We start from the raw sequence: 18,653 nt of genomic DNA, 5'->3' as shown, positions 1-18,653 counted from the left end.
GAACGTTGTTTCTAATGTAACGAATTATTAAGAAGATTGGTAAACGGTAAACCGAACTCCCTAATCTGCCCAGCGGGTTTGCCGTCCCAGCCAAATGACCGGAATGAGACCGACGACCACCAAGGCCAAAGCACTTAAGGCGGCTTCGGGAAGTCGCTCATCAGAGGCAAAGCGGTAAACCTGTATGGCTAGGGTATCAAAGTTAAAGGGGCGAATCACCAATGTTGCAGGCAATTCCTTCATCACATCGACAAAGACCATCAGGGCAGCGGTAAAAAGGCCGGGCACCATCAGCGGCAAGTGGACCGTGCGCAGAATATTCCAGGGCGATCGCCCCAATGTCCGCGCCACCTCATCCAAGGACGGACGAATCTTCACTAGGCTGGCCTCCACACTGCCCAAGGAAACCGCCAAAAAGCGTACCAAGTAGGCATAGATCAGGGCTGTGATTGTGCCACTGAGAATCAAGCCCACTTCCACCCCCCACAGGTGCTCAGTGACATCATTAATGATGTTATCTAGCCACCCCAAGGGCATGAGAATCCCCACCGCAATCACCGTACCGGGAATGGCATAGCCCATCGCCGCAATCTGTGTTCCCCAACGCACCCAAACCGTTGGCAGCAAGCGATGCCCATAGGCCAAGAGCAGGGCAATGCCCACCGCCAAAACCGCAGAGAGGGTGGCCAAAATCAAGCTGTGGCTGGCGTGTTCTAAAAATTCACGGCTGAGGTGCAGTTGTTGGTAGCTGATGGCCAAGTAGAGGAGCAACCCGCCGGGGAGTAGAAGACCAAAGAACACCGGTAGGGCACAGGCCAGCCAAGCCAAAGCCGCTCGCCAGCCTTTGAGCACGTAGGGAATGGGGCGATCGCTCCCGCGATTGTAATAGCGTGCCTTGCCCCGAGACCATTTCTCCACGAGCAGCAGGGCAAAAACAATCACCACCAAAACAGCTGCCAACTGAGCTGAGGCCACGCGATTGCCCATGCCAAACCATGTGCGATAGATGCCTGTGGTAAAGGTATCCACGCCAAAGTACTGCACAGTACCAAAATCATTCAGGGTTTCCATGAGCGCTAGGCTGGTGCCGGCAGCAATGGCTGGCCGAGCAAGGGGCAACGCCACCGTCCAAAAACTGCGCCAAGGCCCACAGCCAAGGGAACGACTGGCCTCTAAGCTACAGGTGGCCTGCTCCAAAAAGGCTACCCGCGCCAAGAGAAAGACATAGGGATAGAGAACGAGGGTGAGCATGGCGATCGCCCCGCCAAGGGAGCGGATATTGGGAAACCAGTAGTCACCGTAGCCCCAGCCCGTTAGTTCCCGTAGCCATGCCTGAATCGAACCTTCAAAGGCAAAAAACTCCGTATAGGTATAGGCCAAAACATAGGCGGGTGCTGCCAAGGGGGTTAACAGTAGCCATTGCCACCAGCGCACCCCCCAAAACTGACAGTTGGTGACCAGCCAAGCAGTACTGACACCAATGACAATCACCCCTGCTCCCACCCCCAACATTAGCCAGAGGGAGTTGAGTAAATAGTCGGGTAAAACGGTTGTGGCCAAATGATGCCAAGTGTCACCCGTATTCACAAAGAGTTGACTGAGAATGACCAAAATCGGTATCGCAATGACCACTGCAATCAGTGACACCACTAACTCCCAAGGTTTGAGCTGCACCAACTGCGGCATTCTCATGGATTTCAACATCGGGCAACCTCCCAAAATAGGTACTGACGTTGTGGGCAAGAGGTAGAGAGGACTCAAAGAATGGTCAAACTAAAGTCTAGCCAAGGGGATCGCGTGATTATCGCACTCGTAGAAATGTAGTCCACCCCTGTCAAGGCCACTGCTCGCAAGGTTTCTAGGGTGATATTGCCAGAGGCCTCAATTTTAGTGTGGGGGGCTGCGGTGCGGATCATCGCCACGGCTTGGGTCATCTCTGGAATCGGCATATTGTCAAGCATGATCACCTCTACCCCCAAGGAGAGGGCTTCGCGCACCTGCTCTAGGCTCTCAGTTTCCACCTCAATGGCCAAGGGAAAGGGACTGGATTGGCGGACTTGTTCAACCGCAGCCGTGATGCCCCCCGCTGCCACAATGTGGTTATCTTTAATCATAATTGCATCGTCAAGGCCAAAGCGATGGTTGACACCGCCCCCCACCGCCACTGCATATTTTTCTAACAGGCGCAGTCCGGGCGTTGTTTTGCGGGTATCGACGAGTTGCGTTGGCAAGTCAGCAATTTGCTGGGCGTAGGTACGGGTGAGGGTGGCAATGCCACTGAGGCGCATCAGGCAATTGAGAGCCAGCCGTTCACCTAGGAGTAAGGTTTCTAGGGGAGCTTCAATGCGAGCAACAATTGTCGGCGCCTCACAAAGGGTGCCCTCGGCCTGCTCGTAAGTAAACACTACTGCTGCTGTCAGGCGTTGGAACACCCGCTCCACAATGGGCAGACCGGCAATCACTCCCTGACTTTTGAGACGAATATGGGCTTTTCCTTGGCGATCTTGGAGATGCAGGGCTTGGGTGGTGCGATCGCCCCGCCCGATGTCCTCCTGTAACCATTGATCCAAGAGGGGATCTAAAACACACCAAGGGGGCAAATAGGCAGACACCACAGAGGTTTTCCTAGGATTGGTTAGACAGTGTAACAAGTGCCTGTAGCTTGTCCCAGGCGGCACCACTGGCCAGAATTGCCTTTGCCCGATCCACCCCTTCCCACCAATCTTGAACGACTGCTGCCACGTAGAGAGCTAAGGCGGCATTGAGCGCCACCACATCCTGCTGAGCCGTTGTGCCTTTGCCCTGCAGAACTTGGGTAAGAATCTCGGCATTGGTCTGGACATCTCCTCCAGCCAGATCCCTCAGGGGGGCACTGGCGAGTCCCAAGGCTTGGGGATCAAGGACTTCTTGGCGCAGCGATTCCTCAGGGCTACTAAACATGACAAGATCGGTCATATTGCCGAGGGTGGCTTCATCCACTCCTTCGCGACCATAGAGGACAATCCCGCGTTGGCGTCCGAGACGTTGGAGGGCGCCGGCCATGGCTTCAAGATAGCGATCGCTAAAGACACCAATCACCTGCCCTGTGGGGTGGAGCGGATTCACCAAAGGACCGAGGAGATTAAAGACGGTGCGAATTTTCAGGGTACGGCGCAGGGGAGCCACGGCTTTCATGGCGGGATGCCAACCGGGGGCAAAGAGAAACGTAATCCCCACTTCCTTGAGCAAAAAGGCGGGATCGCTGTGAGTAAGATTGATCCCAAGGCACTCAAGGACATCCGCTGAACCGACGCGGCTAGAGACGGAACGATTGCCGTGCTTAGCCACTTTGACACCGGCTGCTGCGACAACAAAGGCAACCGCTGTGGAGATATTAAAGGTACCCGCGCGATCGCCCCCAGTGCCGCAGGTATCAATGAGGGGTTCGGCTAAATTTAGCGGCGCACCAGCGGACTGCGCCAACAATACCTTGGCCATGCCCGTGAGTTCCTCAACCGTCAGCCCCTTGAACTGGAGTGCCGTGAGAATGGCACCGGCGAGGGCATCGGGAATTTCTGCTGCCAGCCATCCTTGCATTAACTGGGTGGCCTGCTCTTGCGTCAGGGCTTGGCGATCGAGGAGTTGTTGGAGCAGGTCAGACCACATTGAACCTTAATTGAACCTTGGAGGAGACGAATCGAGGGTTAATTGAGTTGTTGCTGGCGCTGACGTGCCTGCCAATAGTGCATCGGTAAGCAAAGCAGCGAAGAGGTGGTGAGCAAAAAGGCCAAGAGTGCGGTGATTTTGCACATTTGACCTAAATCAGTGCCTTCTAATGGTACAGCGATTTGCAGACCCCGCGCACCACAATAGACGAGCCAATAGACAAAGATCATGCGCCAGAGGGTTTCACCATAGGCCTCTTGGGGGGAAGACTCCCGCAGGGGACATTGTTTTTCCTCTTGATAAGCTGTGTACAAGAGCCAGCTTAAGCCACTCAGGGCGGCGATCGCTGAAACAATTAAGATTCCCACTGACCAAGAAGTAGCCACTGCCATTGTCCTTTTGCACTCCCTATCATCAGCACATCGTTCCTCAGTCTAGGGGAGTCATTTGCAAGGGATGACAATTGCTAACAATTTGAAATTTTTACATCAACATAATTTACAAATGCTCTCTAGGTTGAGGTGAGCCATCACGGCTTCTGTAAGTTGATCCAGTACAACAGTCCGTTGCTCGGCATAGTGGGGAATGGCTGTGGGTAGGGGGGGTAGTTGACGGCGCGATCGCAACCCATTTAGCCAATGGCGACGCCAAGCACCATTTTCCAATAGCCCATGCAAGTAGGTGCCCCAAAGCGTGCCCGCCGTGTTAACAAGGCCGAGTTCTGAGGCAGAAAAAAGGGGCTGCCAACCGTTGAGATCGCCTGTGTATTCACTTTGGCCTTGGTGAATTTCATAGCCCACGATCGGCTCAGGACAGGGGAAATAAATGGATTGGGTTTGTTGTTGCTGGGTACATTTGCTTACCCCCAATTGCGTGTGCAGCGGCATGAGTCCCAGTCCTCTATAGGTGCCGGGGCAGCCCTCTAAGCCCAGAGGATCGCTGATGGTGGTACCCAAAATCTGCCACCCACCGCAAATACCGAGAATGGTTCCCCCTTGGGCAGCGTAGGCTTGTAGTTGCGCTGCCATCCCCGTTTGCCGTAGGACGTGGAGATCAGCAATCGTCGTTTTCGTCCCCGGCAAGATCACGGCATCGGGTTGCCCCAAGGGACGATGGGGGGGTAGAAACTCAAGGGAGACACTGGGTTCCGCCAGCAGGGGATCGACATCGGTGAAGTTGGCAATACGCGGTAGTCGAATGACTGTAATTTTCAAGTCTGCCCCTTGGCGTTGGGGACGCGGATCCCATAGATCAAGGGAATCTTCGGCAGCGTAGTGGCGCTCGAGCCAGGGAATCACCCCTAACACCGGTACTCCTGTGGTCTCCTCTAGCCATTGCACACCACTGTCAAGGAGCGATCGCTGGCCACGAAATTTATTAATGACAATCCCCTGAATGAGCGATCGCTCAGCAGGATCAAGAAGCATCAATGTCCCGATAATGTGGGCAAAGACGCCCCCCCGATCAATATCCGCCACAAGGATCGTCGGTGCCCCAAGATACGTCGCCACCCGCATATTGGTGAGATCGCGGTGCTTGAGATTAATTTCTGCGGGTGACCCTGCACCTTCACACACAATCCAGTCAAAGCGTTGTCGCAGATCCGCCAAGGCCTCGGTAATCGCCTGCCAACCCCGCTCAAAATAGTCCCGATAGTAGTCTGCTGCTTGGGTGACCCCCGCCACCTGCCCCTTGAGAATCACTTGGGAGGTCATGTTGCCTTGGGGCTTGAGGAGAATCGGGTTCATCGCCACTTCGGGTTCTATCCCTGCCGCCCAGGCCTGCATTGCTTGGGCATAGCCAATTTCACCGCCCTCACGGGTGACGTAAGCATTCAAGGCCATATTCTGTCCCTTAAAGGGAGTGACACGGTAGCCCTGCTGCGCCAGCCAACGACAAATCACCGCTGTGAGGAGAGATTTACCGGCATGGGAGCTGGTGCCCACCACCATCAGGGATTTAGCATTCATGGTCGAGTTGATCATTACTTCGCTGCCTGTGGGACCTTTTCCAACAGTTCCGGGGCTAGGGATTGAGTCAGGTTCAGGCCATGGGTGGGCGAACTCAAGGCCATTGCTGCGGCCGGTGTCAGCCATTGCCGTGCCTGTTCATCCCCTAGAAGGTGCAAGCGTAAAAAGGCTAAGCTTAATCCTCGCAGATAGGTGCGCGATCGCGGGGGCATGGCACCGACAAGGGACTGGGGCACAGGCAGCACCGGTTCATTTTGACCCGCCTCACCAATGGTTGAGAAATGGGTGGCATCGTCTATCAACACCAAGTAGCGATCGGGCGTCGTCAGCCATGTAAAGGGATAAATTTGCTCCTCGACCGCTGGGGCGATCGGATCGTCACTGGCAGCCACAAACATAACGGGAATTTTCAACTGCCTCAAGGATTCAGGACTAAAGACAGCACTGGTAATCGGGTTAACAGCAATCACCGCTTGCACACGGGGATCCTGTAGGGAATAGACCTTTGGTGGTAAAGCTTGCGCTTGGCATTGGAGCAGCAGTGACACATTAAACGAGTCGAGAACACTTCTTGTGCAATGTCGCCGCAGTTGTTGAAAATCCAACGGTGCCCCCGCGAGGGCGAGAGCCGTGTAGCCGCCAAAGGACTGACCAATCATTGCCACCCGCTCCAAATCTAGCCGCCCTGCCCAAGGATAGAGTTGCTCAGGAAATGTCCCTAAACGATTGAGGACAAACGTGACATCGAGGGGGCGATCCAGAAATTCTTGAGCCGCCACCCTAGGAGTGACATGGCCTATGGCAAAGGACAGCAACTGACGGGTGGAGCTGCCCACATGCTCTAGGGCAATGACGGCAAACCCATGGGAGGCCAGATGTTGACACAAATAGCGATAACTGTAGCGATTGGCTCCCAATCCATGGGAAATGATGACCACTGAAACCCGCTGTCCCGCAGGAACGATGGGTAGATAGAGATCCGCTGCAATGGGGCGGGAATGTCCCGTCAACTGCAACCGCCGAGGCGATGCATCCACTGCTGTCCAAGGCATCTCTAGCCACCGCCAAGGCCCCGGTTGGGGCAGTGATTGCACACTGGCAGGAATAGATTCTGGCTGATTTGCGATCGCCTGTTGACGAACAACATCCAGAATTGTCTCTGTTTCGCGGATTGTATGCTGGAAGTTTTTGAGAATCGCGAGTCCTTCCTTGAGATCAAAGCGGATACTGGGGGAGGGGTAATGGCGCATCACACTCAACGCGGTCAGACCCTTGGGATCAGTGGCAGCGAGAATCAGGGCGGATCGCAGGGCACGGGCGTTTTCTTGGCGGCTTTGAGTTTCGAGAATTCGGCCCGCTTGCACCATCAATTCTTGACCAAGGGGGGAATACAGGAGTTGGGCAACAGCCACCGGCGAGAGGCGCAGCCGTTCTTGTAAGGCCAACCGCAATTGCTGCTGATGCACAGGCGGCAATAACCGTAAATAGCTGGCGAGTTCTGGGGAGGCTTGGCCAGTGGTAGCAAAGCGTTCTAAATCAGCAATGGGGAGCGATCGCTCGAAGGGGCCATAGCGAAAAATAATCCGTTCTGCTGCCGTTGCCGACAGCCCCCTTGATCCCACCAAAAAGATGCTGAGACCCGCCACAACACTGAAGGGGGGCAAGAGAAACCACTTAAGGGAGAGAGTGTTCACAGCGAGGAGTCACGCAACACCACTAGATCAAGAAATTTAGAAAAGTAGTGGGAACAGCGCTCAGCGCAAAAATTCTATAGGTACTTTCCAGTATAGAGATAGCCCTTTGCTAATATGCCTGCTGCTGACATCATGCCCGCGCCACTTTGGAACTGCTAGGGTGCTGTCCTCGTCTTGAAAACTACTCAGGTTGTGAGCCAGCGCAATACCAGTACGTGATGGACATCATCACCATCTCGTTGGCGCTATCACCCCGCAGCCCACACCCAACTCCTATGGTAGTAGTGTGGCAGGTAGGGAAATGACCAAAGATTAACGATAAGCCCCCCTAACACTTCCCGCTACCGCTTTTCATTAAGGATCTTGACCTATGAAACGCCCTATTTTCACGTCACTGCGATATTTCGTTCCTTGGAGTTTGGCCGTACTCATCCTCAATGCGGGTCTGAGTTGGGCGGGATTTACGCCCCCCAAAAACCTATCCCGGCCGGGGAATCGGGAGGGGGCAGCCACCCGCGGCGTCTGTAGAGTGCAAACAGCGGCGAACGAACCGGATTTAATCGCCCTAGTACCAGCAAGTAATATTGGTTTAACGGCAGTTAATCGCCCCACGTTTTACTGGTATTTACCCGCCAATAATTACCAAGCTCTTGAGTTTGCCCTCTTTCAGAACCTTGCCGACGGGACGCAGGTGCAAATTTACAAGCAGCAGTTTCCGATGGCCAATCGCCCGCGCCTAGACAGTATTACGTTGGCGGGTGACGTACCGCCCCTACAGGAGGGGGTGGACTACCGCTGGACGGTGAGTCTCATTTGCAATCCCCGAGATCCTGATCCATCACAGATTCGCTTTGTGGAAGGCTGGGTACGGCGGGTAACACTACCAAGGATCCCGAACAAGCAACTGCCCCAGGTCAGTCCTGTAGAACGCTATAACCTGCTGGCTAGCCATGGCTTGTGGTACGATGCCCTCGAGACATTGGTCAAACTGCGGCAGCAACAGCCAACTGACCCCAAGGTGAATGCCCTGTGGACAGAGTTAATGACCGCTGAGGAGGTTGGCCTCGATCGCCTGAGCAATTTGGCGATCGCCCACCGCAGCCGGCGCAATTTACGGTAACTTAGACAGGGCGGTGGAGGGGGGCAACTGTACCTTGGAGGCAAGCCCCAGTCCTTGGAGTGTGCGAATCACCCACCAAGTGGGATCCACTTCCCACCAGTACCAGCCGGCCTTGGCCACGTGGGGATAGGCATGGTGGTTATTGTGCCAACCTTCGCCGTAGGTGAGGAGGGCTGCCCACCAAAGATTGCGAGAGTTATCATCGGTCTCAAAGCGACGATAGCCCCACTTGTGGGTGGCGGAGTTAATCAACCACGTGCTGTGCCAGAGGAAGACCGCCCGCACAAACATCCCCCACAGCAGCCATGACCAACCCCCAAGGCCATAGAGGAGCAAAGCAAGGGGCACTTGCAGCAGCAAAAAGTAGCGATCCAGCCAGCGGTAAAAGGGATGCCGCACCAAATCCGGGGCAAAGCGGGCATACTCCTCAGCCTCAAAAAATTGGTGATGGGGATAGACCAGCCAGAGCATATGGCTCCACCAAAAGCCCCGCCGCGCTGAGTAAGGATCTTTGACTTCATCTTCGGTGTGGGCATGGTGCAAGCGGTGACCGGCAACCCAAAAAATGGGACCTCCCTGCATGGCCAAGGCACCCAAAACAGCAATGATGTATTCCAACCACTGGGGCACTTGAAAACTGCGGTGACTCAAGAGGCGATGGTATCCCAAGCAAATGCCGATGCTGCCAAAGAGCCAGTGGAGAAAGATGGTGACCGCCAAGGCCGACCAAGAGAAAAAGAAGAGGGCAACTACGGCCAAGACATGAACCGTCGTTAAAAAAAGCACAAAGGCCCAATTGAGGCGGGCAGTTTCAGGTTGGAGTTCTAGGGATGATGACATGGGCACTCCTCAACACCGTGTGCAGATTTATACGCAAGTTGAAATCAAGTTGTAATCTAGAGAATCTGAGCCACCAAGACAATCCTCAGGGCAATCCTCGGCTGAGCCTAAATGGCCTTAGAAAATGTCTTACCAGATTTGTGTTGCAGGTAGGTATCAAAGACGGCAGCCACATTGCGGATGAGGAGTCGGCCTACGGGGGTAACCTCTAGGCGATCGCGCCCTAAATGAATCAGGCCATCGGCAGCCAAGTCCTGGAGTGCGGCCAACTCTGGAGCAAAGTAGGCATCAAAGTCCAGCTGGAACTGGCGAGCGATCGCCCCCTTGTCCAAGGTAAATTGGCACATCAGTGTCATGATGATGGCGCGGCGCAGCAGATCCTCAGGGCGCAGTTGAATCCCGCGTTCTGTAGCCAATTGCCCCGCCGCAATGTCACTAAAGTAGGTGGCTAGATGCTTCTGATTTTGGGCATAGGCCTCCTGCAACATGCTAATTGAGGTGAGACCAAAGCCAATCAAATCTGCGGGGGGCAGGATCGTATAGCCCTGAAAGTTGCGTTTGAGCGTTCCTGCTGCTTGGGCGATCGCCAGCTCATCCGTGGGTTTGGCAAAGTGATCCATGCCAATGTACTGATAACCCTGGCTAGTCAGCGTTTCAATGACCCGCTGCAAAATGGCCAGTTTGGTCGTGCCATCGGGTAGGGTAGCGGGGTCAATTCGCTTTTGGATGGGTTTCAAATTGGGAAGATAGGCAAAGTTAAAGACAGCAATGCGATCGGGGTCAAGGCGCACTGTTTTGGCAATCGTGGTTTCAAAAGATTGCACTGTTTGAAAAGGCAGGCCGTAGATCAGGTCAATGTTGACACTCTCAAACTCAGCAGCGCGGATCCACTCCATCACTTGAAAGAGCCACGCCTCCGGCTGCACCCGATTGACAGCCAGCTGAACTTGAGGATCAAAGTCTTGCACACCAAAGCTAATGCGGTTGAAGCCCAGATCGCGCAAGCGAAAGAGATACTCGCGGTCGATATAGCGGGGATTGACCTCAATGGAAATTTCGGCATCGTTGGCAAATTCAAAGTGGTGGGTGAGCGTCCGCCACAGGGATTCCACTTGGTCAATGGTGAGATAGTTGGGGGTACCGCCGCCCCAATGCATTTGAATCACTGGACGAGTGCGATCCAGCCGTGCCGCCACTTGGGCAATTTCCTCTGCTAAGGCATTCAAGTAGGTTTTGGCAATGGTTTGGCTTTGGGTGACGATGACATTGCAACCGCAAAAATAGCAGGCGGTTTGGCAAAAGGGAATATGCACGTATAGGGACAGAGGCAGATGCCCTGCGTTACTCCGCAGCAGTTCCCGCTGGAAACAATGGCTATCAAAGTCAGCAGTAAACTCGGCAGCCGTGGGATAGCTGGTATAGCGGGGCAAGGGGCGATCGTATTTTTGCAGCAATGCCCCATCAAATTGAATTGGCTGAACCACACTCATGGATGTTTGCAAGCTCCTAACAAGATCAACAGTGGGCCTTAAACGGCAACAGCTTCAGGACGGGGTTGCTCCCGCCGACTCGGTTGGTTCTCAACAACGGACTGCCAGACCTGCTCGCCAACGGTGGCTTTTAGCTCCGACTCTAGGGCGTGCATGAGGTGGCAGTTGAGGGTAAAGGCAAAGTTGGCTTCCTGAACAATGCGGGCGATCGCGACCTCATCGAGGCTGAGGCTATCCAAGGTTTCCCGATACCGCTGCTTAAAGGCTTTCTTGTCTTCTGGGGTCGGCAGGGCTGGAAACTCGTAAAAGGCGGTGCCCTTGCCTTCGGGGAGCGCTAACTGGGAACGCACAATTTTACTCAGAGCTTGTCCCCCAGAGAGATCCCCCATATAGCGGGTGTAGGAATGGGCAATGAGCAACAGAGGATCAGTTTGGGCGAGGTCATGAATGCGACTGAGGTAAACGCGAGTGGCTGTGAGGGGGGTAATCTGATCGCGCCAATTGTCGCCGTAGTAGAAGGCCAAGTCTTCGGCCAGTTGGCCACTGCGGTTCAGTTCGGGAAAATACATCGCCCGCAGGCGATCGCCCGTAGCACTGGCTAAGGCAGCTTCGAGGTCGGTGTACACAAAGTAGAGATTGGCCAAGAACTGGCGGAAGAGGCTCGGCGTAATCAACCCGCGGACAAAACATTTCATGAAGGCGGTGTGTTCGGCCAAGGTGTGAGCCTCAGCAGTTCCTTCCCGCAGCGCAAGGGAGAGCACGGTCATACCTGTAACTCCTGAAATTAGTTTTTAACAACCTTTTTTGAGATGAGTTCATCCTGCCAACGACGAATGGCCGTGGGCTGAACGGGGGCAGAAGGGCAAACTAAGGGTGAGTATTACTTTTTGACCATATGGCTGTCAAGCGAAACTTCAAAAAACATTACAAAACTGCCTACTTTTGCAAAATCGTCAAGACGGTTATTGACCGTCCTGAGGGATATAGTATAGTAAAACGGTATGACCTGCATAGGTTTAGTTCTATAGGAGTGAAAGGCTTATGGTGGCGATCGCCCCCAATCCCGATGCGAGTCAGAGCGTTAAAACTATTCGCGAAAACCTTTTAACCCCCCGCTTTTACACAACAGATTTTGAACAGGCAGCAAAACTTGACCTGAGTCGCCAGCAGGAACAACTCGAAGCAATGTTGGCGGAAATGCGGGCAGACTACAACCGCCATCACTTTGTCCGCGACGACGCCTTCAAAGGCACATGGGACACCTTGGATGCACAGACCCGCAAAGCCTTTATTGACTACCTCGAGCGCTCCTGTGTCTCTGAGTTTTCAGGGTTTTTGCTCTTTAAGGAACTCTCGCGCAAGCTGAAGAATCGCCACCCCCTCTTGGCAGAAATCTTTCACCTCATGGCACGGGATGAAGCGCGGCACGCAGGGTTTCTCAACAAGGCAATGATGGATTTTGGCCATGCCATGGACTTGGGCTATCTCTCCAAGGCGCGCACCTACACGTTTTTCCCCCTGCCATGGGTGCTCTACACCGTCTATCTATCGGAGAAAATTGGCTACTGGCGCTACATCATCATCTACCGTCACCTAGAAAAGCACCCCGAACATTCCTTCTATCCCCTGTTTAACTACTTTGAAAGTTGGTGCCAAGACGAAAACCGCCACGGCGATATTTTCAAGGCCTTGATCCACTCCCAACCCCAATTGATTCAAGGCTGGGGTGCCAAACTATGGATGCGCTTCTTCCTGCTGACGGTGTTTGCCACCCATACGCTGACGGTGCATGAGCGTGCCAAATTCTATGAAGCCCTTGGCCTTGATGCCACGGAATTCGATCGCGAGGTCATTGCCAAAACCAATGAGACGGCCGCTCGCACCTTCTCGGTGGTGCTCAATGTCGATCACCCTGACTTTTATCCGCGGCTGCAACGCTGTGTCGAAATCCATAAAAAACTCCAAGCCATTGAAGCCAGCAAGCAACCCAAGTGGCTGAAGGCCTTGCGGAAGCTTCCTCACCAGTTGGCGATCGCCGGCCACCTGTTACGCCTGTATCTCTTGCCCCCCGTCAATGCCCAACAGGAATGGGGCACCGTGCACTAGGGCTAAAGCTCCTCTTGGCGAAAACGGTTGAGCAGTTCTACCAGCAGCTCTTGGTTGGCCTTGGGAATCAGGCGATCGAGGGAAAGGGACTGCTGACCCCCGCCAAGGGGAACTGAAACCTCCTGCAAGACACTCGTGACCTGCGCCGAATTAACCTCCCCCTGCTCTAGGAGGGGCAAAAAGGCTTCGGCAAGGGGGGCTGCCAGCTTGGCATCAGCGAGATACAGATGCCATTTGGCCACATCCATATAGATATCGCGGCCAATTTCAGCCGCAAGACGTTCAATTAAGGGGGTACGACTCATTTAGGTCACCGCTTTTTCATTCACTCTATTTGTACCAGTCAAGGGGGGCGATCGCTAAAACAGACCGATCATGGGATAGTAATCGGGAAAACACCTGTGGACAAGGATCAGGCTCACCCATAGAAGGCCAATCATTAATTTTTGTTAAGAACTAAAACCCTAACAGTCTTTTCCCTAAGTCCTGAATGCGCTCAAAGCAGCCAAAATCAATGGTTACAGGGAGCATGTTCTTTTTCTTTTAGGAAAGAGCTGTAGATTACAACAGTTTTTATTCTTTGTGCTACCATAGGCATCAGTTCTCTTTTAATTGCTCTTAATTGCTGATTGTATGGCTACGGCTATCCCCCCCGGCATTCCCCAAGACATTCAGCCAAGTGAGACCCTACTAGAAGACTTGCGCCAAGATGTCATTCATTTGCTGAAACAGACCGTTGACATTGTTGAACGCTACAACAGCCTCCATAAAACAGCAGAGAGGGATTCATCTCAAGAAAAAACAGAATTTTCAGGTACAGCAGCGATTCGACAAGCCCTCACCAACGTTGAGGAAATGGCTCTACGCATGGCCGTGGTCGCCCCCATGAAAGCCGGCAAATCCACGATTATCAATGCAATTGTCGGTCAACCGCTTTTGCCTGCCCGCAATACTGCCATGACCGCTACTGCAACGGAAATCGTTTTAGATACAAACTACCCTGAACCTGTTCTCTTTGTCCCCGAAGAAACCCTCGCTTTATTCAAAAAGGCAGCGGTGAAAATCCGCCAAGAATACAATAGGAATCGTGACAACGTTAAAGCTAAGTTACAGAAATATCCTCATCTTGACACCACATTTGAAAACATTATCAGGAATGACGGCACTTTGTTCAAAGAAGAAACAACAGGTGTCGAAAGTGTGCGTGAAGCCCTGCAACTAATGAATGATTTGGTACGTTTAGCCAGCCAAATAGTTCCTGCCTACAACCCTGTAAAGCGGATGCGGGAGCTACCCCAGATCAGAGTAGCACCTTTTACCTCTGAAGGCGAGGCTATCAACACCGCTTTGGGCAACCTTGTGATTATTGACACTCCAGGTCCTAACGAAGCAGGCGAGAACTTAGAAATCAAGAATATTTTTGCTGAACAACTTGAGCGTAGTAGTCTCATTTTGGTTGTCCTAGACTTTACCCAGCTCAAGACCGAAGCGGCTAAAAGTGTTCAAGAAACCGTTCAGGCAATTGCTGAGATTCGTGGTGGAACTGAAAATATCTATGCCCTCGTAAACAAAGTTGATCAACGACGCAGAGGGGATATGACTCCTGCAGAAGTGCGGGAGTTTGTGCAGCAGGAATTTAGAATTCCTAGCTCTCATGTTTTTGAGCTATCTGCCCAACGAGCCTATTGTGCTGCTCGTTTCCTGAAGCAGCATGACTTAGGAGAAGACTGGCGGACTCGACCTGAAGCCAGAGATTTGGCAAGAGAAATTCTTGGGGATGACTGGGAAGAAGACTTAGAAGATATTGACAAAGATGCGTTTACTAAGAAAGCTAGAAAGCAGTGGTATGAACGCTCAGGATTTTATCAGTTTTTCACTAAAGTGATTAGTGAACTCATTAAAATTGCTGCACCGAAAGTAATCAGGGAATCTCTAAACATCACTCACGGCTTTATTCATAAGCTTCTTGAAGACATTAATTTGCGAAAAAGAAGCTATCAAGCAACCCTAGGTACACTTGAGGATGAAATTAAGCAACTAAATCAAGATATTAAGAAAATTGAAAATTCGGCTAATCTGTTGAATATTATCGAGGAGTATCAAAAAGAAATTAAGAATCAGATTGCCAGTGAAGTCTCTGAATTGAAGAACAAGGCAAGAGCAGACGTTAGTCATCTTTTTTCTCAAAAAGAGTATGAGCAGGCTGATGTTCTCAAAAAAGTAATGCTTTTTCTCACAGACTTTGCACACAAATTAACCAACGACAAGTCTCGTGAGGATCATTTAAGGATTCCTTTTAGCTCAAGGCATGACGCTGAAGATTTTCAGGGAAAAATATTTAACCTAGTTTCACAAGAAGCAGAAAAGTTTTTTGGTGATACCCAGAAAAAGATTGAAAAATTTGTAGGAGAAAAAATCCTTGGATTAAAGAAAGAAATAGAGGAAGAAACTCAGCCTATCCTAGAAAAAGCAAGAGAACGACTCCAGATGACTTTTAATGTGCAATTAAGCCTTCCTGATTTTCAGGTTTCAAAGGCTAGTTTTGGCAATTCTGAACTTCGACCCGAAGCTTTAACTAGGACTGTCAATAAATTTCGAAAAAAGATATTTTGGGGGCACTTGTATTGGCTAATTCATGAGAAACTGTATGAAATTTATACAGAGACTATTCAAGAATATGTAGTCTATCTCAATAAAGTCGTTGAGGAAATCAATCGACAAATAGACACCCAAGCGAATCAAATAGAACAAGAGGTTAATAATTATTTAGAAAAAGGTTTTAAAGTAGAAGCAGAACAATACATCGAGTATCTCAGTAGCTATCTCAAGGATTATCGAACAACTCTGATTGAGAGCCAAGAATATCAGAGAAAGTCTGCTGTTGAAAAAGAAGAAGTGATGAAGCAACTAGAGCAGCTCGAGGAGGATGCTCAAAAAGCGAAGTGTGATATTCCAATTTATTCGCGTCGAGTAGAGGAAGTTCTGGAAAATTATGGTTCTTCCTGCGATTCACCAGCAAATTCCTCTAATCAGTGATTAATTCAGCTTTCCTTACCGTACAGTGTCAGAAGTGTTGAAAGATAGTTTGAGAGGCTAGAAAAAAGGGAAGAAATGTCATATTCTTCCCTTAAAAGAAGAAAAAAACAATCAACTTACTATGGCATCTTTTGCAACTCTTGTCAAGTCCATTCTCAACCGGCTCAGCCCCTGTGACTACCCCGTGCTGAACTCTCAATTGTTCTTCAAAATCTGGTTGACCTACGTTCTCGACCAAGGGTTAACCAGTATGAGAGCCTTATTTTATCGCTTGAATCATGCAGGGATTACAGTGGATATGTCCACTTTTTCCAAAGCCAACAAAACTCGGACAACCAGCTTATTTGAGGGGATTTACACTCAACTGATGTCTCAAGCCCAAAAGAGACATCGTACTTCAAGCATGACGCTGTTTCCTATCGATTCAACCATCATTACCCTGACCAGTAAACTCTTTTGGTTCTATAAATATCATCAAGTGAAGTTACTTACGGGATTTGATTTAACAGAGAACATCATAGGTAAAGCGGTGATTTCTTTTGGGGAGAGACATGACTTGAGCTTTCAAGAGGAGATTCTAGAAATGATCCCTGAGAATGCTGTTGTAATCATGGATAGAGGGTTTGCGAGCTGGCAATTTTTAGAGCGACTGAGTGAGAGGAAGTGCTCATTTGTTGTACGTATCAAGAATAACATGAGAATGAAGCTCAATCATGAGAGATATCGCGTGGTTCAATTTTTTGACGAGAATCAAACGGAGTTTCGTATAGCGACAAATCTAAAGGAGCTGAGTGATGAGGAAGTGAGTGAGTTATATCGGCATCGGTGGGCGATTGAGAACCTATGGAAATTTCTGAAGATGCATTTATCATTAGACAAGTTGATTACGAAGAGTTTGAACGGGGTGATAAATCAGATTTATATGGTTTTAATTGCCTATTTAATTTTAGAGCTGGTGGAGATACCTGAATACTTTGGGAAGAAGCTATTAGACAAATTGCGATATTTGCAACTGGAACTCAGTCGTCGCTGCTCGATAGTGCATTGGAGCTTTGATTGGCAGCCAGAGCTACTGGTCACTTAAAATGTTAAGTTTTGTTGCAGGATTCAACACTTCTGCGTACAGTGTCAACACTTTTTATCTTTTGTGCCAACCTAACCACCAGTACTCCCTGACTGCTGATAATATGGCCACGGCTATCCCCCCGGCATTGCCCAAGACATTCAGCCAAGTGAAACTCTAGTAGAAGACTTGCGCCAAGATGTCATTCATTTGCTGAAACAAGCCGTTGACATTGTTGAACGCTACAACAACCTTCATAAAGCAACAGGCACAGAATTTTCAGGTACACTAGCGATTCGACAAGCCCTCGCCAACGTTGAGGAAATGGCTCTACGCATGGCCGTGGTCGCTCCGATGAAGGCAGGAAAGTCTACGATTATCAATGCAGTCGTCGGTCAACCCCTCCTACCGGCTCGCAACACGGCAATGACGGCTACTGCAACAGAAATCATTTTAGACCCTAATATTGCTGAACCTATTCTGATGGTTCCCGAAGGGCTGGTCAGTTTATTTCGCGAGACTGCTGATCATATTCACTGGAAATGTCAAACAGATCGCACAGGCGTTGAGAAACTATTGCGCGAGCGATATCCTCATTTGACCCGCACACTAATCAACATTATTAGCAACCCCTTCCTATTCGAGCGACAGATAAAAGGCGTTGAAAATATCCGCACAGTCTTGCATCCCATGAATGACATCGTGCGTTTAGCGAGTGAACTTGTTCCCAACTGTAATGTCATAAAACGAATGCAGGAGTTGCCTCAAATTAGGGTCGCGCCCTTTACCCTTGAGGATCAGCCCATCAATACGACAGTGGGCAACCTTGTCATTATTGACACTCCAGGTCCTAACGAAGCAGGCGAGAACTTAGAAATCAAGAATATTTTTGCTGAACAACTTGAGCGTAGTAGTCTCATTTTGGTTGTCCTAGACTTTACCCAACTCAAGACTGAAGCGGCTAAAAGTGTTCAAGAAACCGTTCAGGCAATTGCTGAGATTCGTGGTGGAACTGAAAATATCTATGCCCTCGTAAACAAAGTTGATCAACGACGCGGAGGGGATATGACTCCTGCAGAAGTGCGGGAGTTTGTGCAGCAGGAATTTAGAATTCCTAGCTCTCATGTTTTCGAGGTATCTGCCCAACGAGCCTACTGTGCTGCTCGTTTCCTGAAGCAGCATGACTTAGGAGAAGACTGGCGGACTCGACCTGAAGCCAGAGATTTGGCAAGAGAAATTCTTAGGGATGACTGGGAACAAAACTTAAAAGAGATTGACAAAGACGCGTTTACTAAGAAAGCTAGAAAGCAGTGGTATGAACGCTCAGGATTTTATCAGTTTTTCACTAAAGTGATTAGTGAACTCATTAAAATTGCTGCACCGAAAGTAATCAGGGAATCTCTAAACATCACTCACGGCTTTATTCATAAGCTTCTTGAAGACATTAATTTGCGAAAAAGAAGCTATCAAGCAACCCTAGGTATACTTGAGGTTGAAAAAGAAGTGATGAAGCAACTAGAGCAGCTCGAGGAGGATGCTCAAAAAGTGAAGTGTGATATTTCAATTTATTCGAGCCGAGTAGAGCAAGTTCTGATCAGCAGTATTGAAGGTGAATACTGAGTTGACAAATTATTAAATTTTATTGCAGATTCGACTTTCCTTACCCTACAGTGTCAACACTTTTTATCT

At 50.5% G+C, this 18,653-nt stretch carries 15 protein-coding genes; 5 read left to right on the top strand and 10 right to left on the bottom strand.

Annotation, left to right across the window (positions count from 1 at the left end; translation table 11 throughout):
- Nucleotides 1-60: 60 nt before the first annotated feature.
- The 6 genes from RHJ31_RS04730 to RHJ31_RS04705 form a co-directional block, all read right to left on the bottom strand.
- Nucleotides 61-1,704 (bottom strand): iron ABC transporter permease, encoded by a 1,644-nt coding sequence (locus RHJ31_RS04730; protein ID WP_302677552.1) that lies wholly within the window; start codon nt 1,702-1,704, stop codon nt 61-63.
- A 53-nt stretch (nt 1,705-1,757) separates the two neighbouring features.
- A complete protein-coding gene (nadC, locus tag RHJ31_RS04725) occupies nt 1,758-2,615 on the bottom strand; it encodes a carboxylating nicotinate-nucleotide diphosphorylase (protein WP_302677551.1) in 858 nt (285 codons plus the stop codon).
- Between the two features lie 10 nt (nt 2,616-2,625).
- Entirely contained in the window at nt 2,626-3,645 is a 1,020-nt protein-coding gene (gene trpD, locus RHJ31_RS04720) for an anthranilate phosphoribosyltransferase (RefSeq protein WP_302677550.1), read from the bottom strand.
- Nucleotides 3,646-3,683: 38 nt separating this feature from the next.
- Entirely contained in the window at nt 3,684-4,037 is a 354-nt protein-coding gene (locus RHJ31_RS04715) for a hypothetical protein (protein WP_302677549.1), read from the bottom strand.
- A 96-nt stretch (nt 4,038-4,133) separates the two neighbouring features.
- A complete protein-coding gene (locus RHJ31_RS04710) occupies nt 4,134-5,615 on the bottom strand; it encodes a cobyric acid synthase (RefSeq protein ID WP_302677548.1) in 1,482 nt (493 codons plus the stop codon).
- Nucleotides 5,616-5,629: 14 nt separating this feature from the next.
- A complete protein-coding gene (locus tag RHJ31_RS04705; protein ID WP_206200218.1) occupies nt 5,630-7,309 on the bottom strand; it encodes an alpha/beta hydrolase in 1,680 nt (559 codons plus the stop codon).
- Between the two features lie 370 nt (nt 7,310-7,679).
- Between RHJ31_RS04705 and RHJ31_RS04700 the strand changes: the two genes are divergently transcribed.
- Nucleotides 7,680-8,429, top strand: coding sequence for a DUF928 domain-containing protein (locus RHJ31_RS04700; protein ID WP_206200219.1), 750 nt, complete (start codon nt 7,680-7,682; stop codon nt 8,427-8,429).
- On the opposite strand, the gene RHJ31_RS04695 is transcribed toward RHJ31_RS04700, so the two are convergent.
- From RHJ31_RS04695 to RHJ31_RS04685, 3 genes are all read right to left on the bottom strand, one after another.
- Entirely contained in the window at nt 8,421-9,269 is an 849-nt protein-coding gene (locus RHJ31_RS04695) for a fatty acid desaturase (RefSeq protein ID WP_302677546.1), read from the bottom strand. The genes RHJ31_RS04700 and RHJ31_RS04695 overlap by 9 nt on opposite strands.
- A gap of 107 nt (nt 9,270-9,376) precedes the next feature.
- The gene (gene hemN, locus RHJ31_RS04690) at nt 9,377-10,759 is read right to left on the bottom strand and encodes an oxygen-independent coproporphyrinogen III oxidase (protein ID WP_302677545.1); all 1,383 of its coding nucleotides are present in this window, start codon (nt 10,757-10,759) and stop codon (nt 9,377-9,379) included.
- Between the two features lie 38 nt (nt 10,760-10,797).
- Nucleotides 10,798-11,526: a heme oxygenase (biliverdin-producing) gene (locus RHJ31_RS04685; RefSeq protein ID WP_302677544.1), complete on the bottom strand. Its 729-nt coding sequence runs from the start codon at nt 11,524-11,526 to the stop codon at nt 10,798-10,800.
- Nucleotides 11,527-11,800: 274 nt separating this feature from the next.
- On the opposite strand from RHJ31_RS04685, the gene acsF reads away from it, so the two are divergent.
- Complete coding sequence (gene acsF / locus RHJ31_RS04680) at nt 11,801-12,865, top strand: magnesium-protoporphyrin IX monomethyl ester (oxidative) cyclase (RefSeq protein ID WP_302677543.1); 1,065 nt, start codon at nt 11,801-11,803, stop codon at nt 12,863-12,865.
- A 2-nt stretch (nt 12,866-12,867) separates the two neighbouring features.
- Here the strand turns inward: acsF and RHJ31_RS04675 are convergent, their stop codons facing one another.
- Nucleotides 12,868-13,170, bottom strand: a complete 303-nt coding sequence (locus RHJ31_RS04675; protein WP_206200224.1) for a DUF3181 family protein — start codon at nt 13,168-13,170, stop codon at nt 12,868-12,870.
- Between the two features lie 328 nt (nt 13,171-13,498).
- Here RHJ31_RS04675 and RHJ31_RS04670 point away from each other — a divergent pair, with 328 nt between their 5' ends.
- From RHJ31_RS04670 to RHJ31_RS04660, 3 genes are all read left to right on the top strand, one after another.
- On the top strand, nt 13,499-15,901 hold the full coding sequence (locus RHJ31_RS04670; protein ID WP_302677542.1) for a dynamin family protein: 2,403 nt from the start codon (nt 13,499-13,501) through the stop codon (nt 15,899-15,901).
- Nucleotides 15,902-16,022: 121 nt separating this feature from the next.
- A complete protein-coding gene (locus RHJ31_RS04665; RefSeq protein WP_302676102.1) occupies nt 16,023-16,985 on the top strand; it encodes an IS4 family transposase in 963 nt (320 codons plus the stop codon).
- A gap of 168 nt (nt 16,986-17,153) precedes the next feature.
- Nucleotides 17,154-18,584 carry a dynamin family protein gene (locus tag RHJ31_RS04660; RefSeq protein WP_302677541.1) on the top strand — a complete coding sequence of 477 codons (1,431 nt, stop codon included), beginning with the start codon at nt 17,154-17,156 and terminating at the stop codon, nt 18,582-18,584.
- The last annotated feature ends 69 nt before the right edge of the window (nt 18,585-18,653 follow it).

The sequence above is a fragment of the Thermosynechococcus sp. JY1331 genome, from assembly GCF_031583475.1.
Lineage (GTDB): Bacteria > Cyanobacteriota > Cyanobacteriia > Thermosynechococcales > Thermosynechococcaceae > Thermosynechococcus.
The sequence above is the reverse complement of the archived record's forward strand: the minus strand, read 5'-3'. Positions and strand labels throughout refer to the sequence as shown.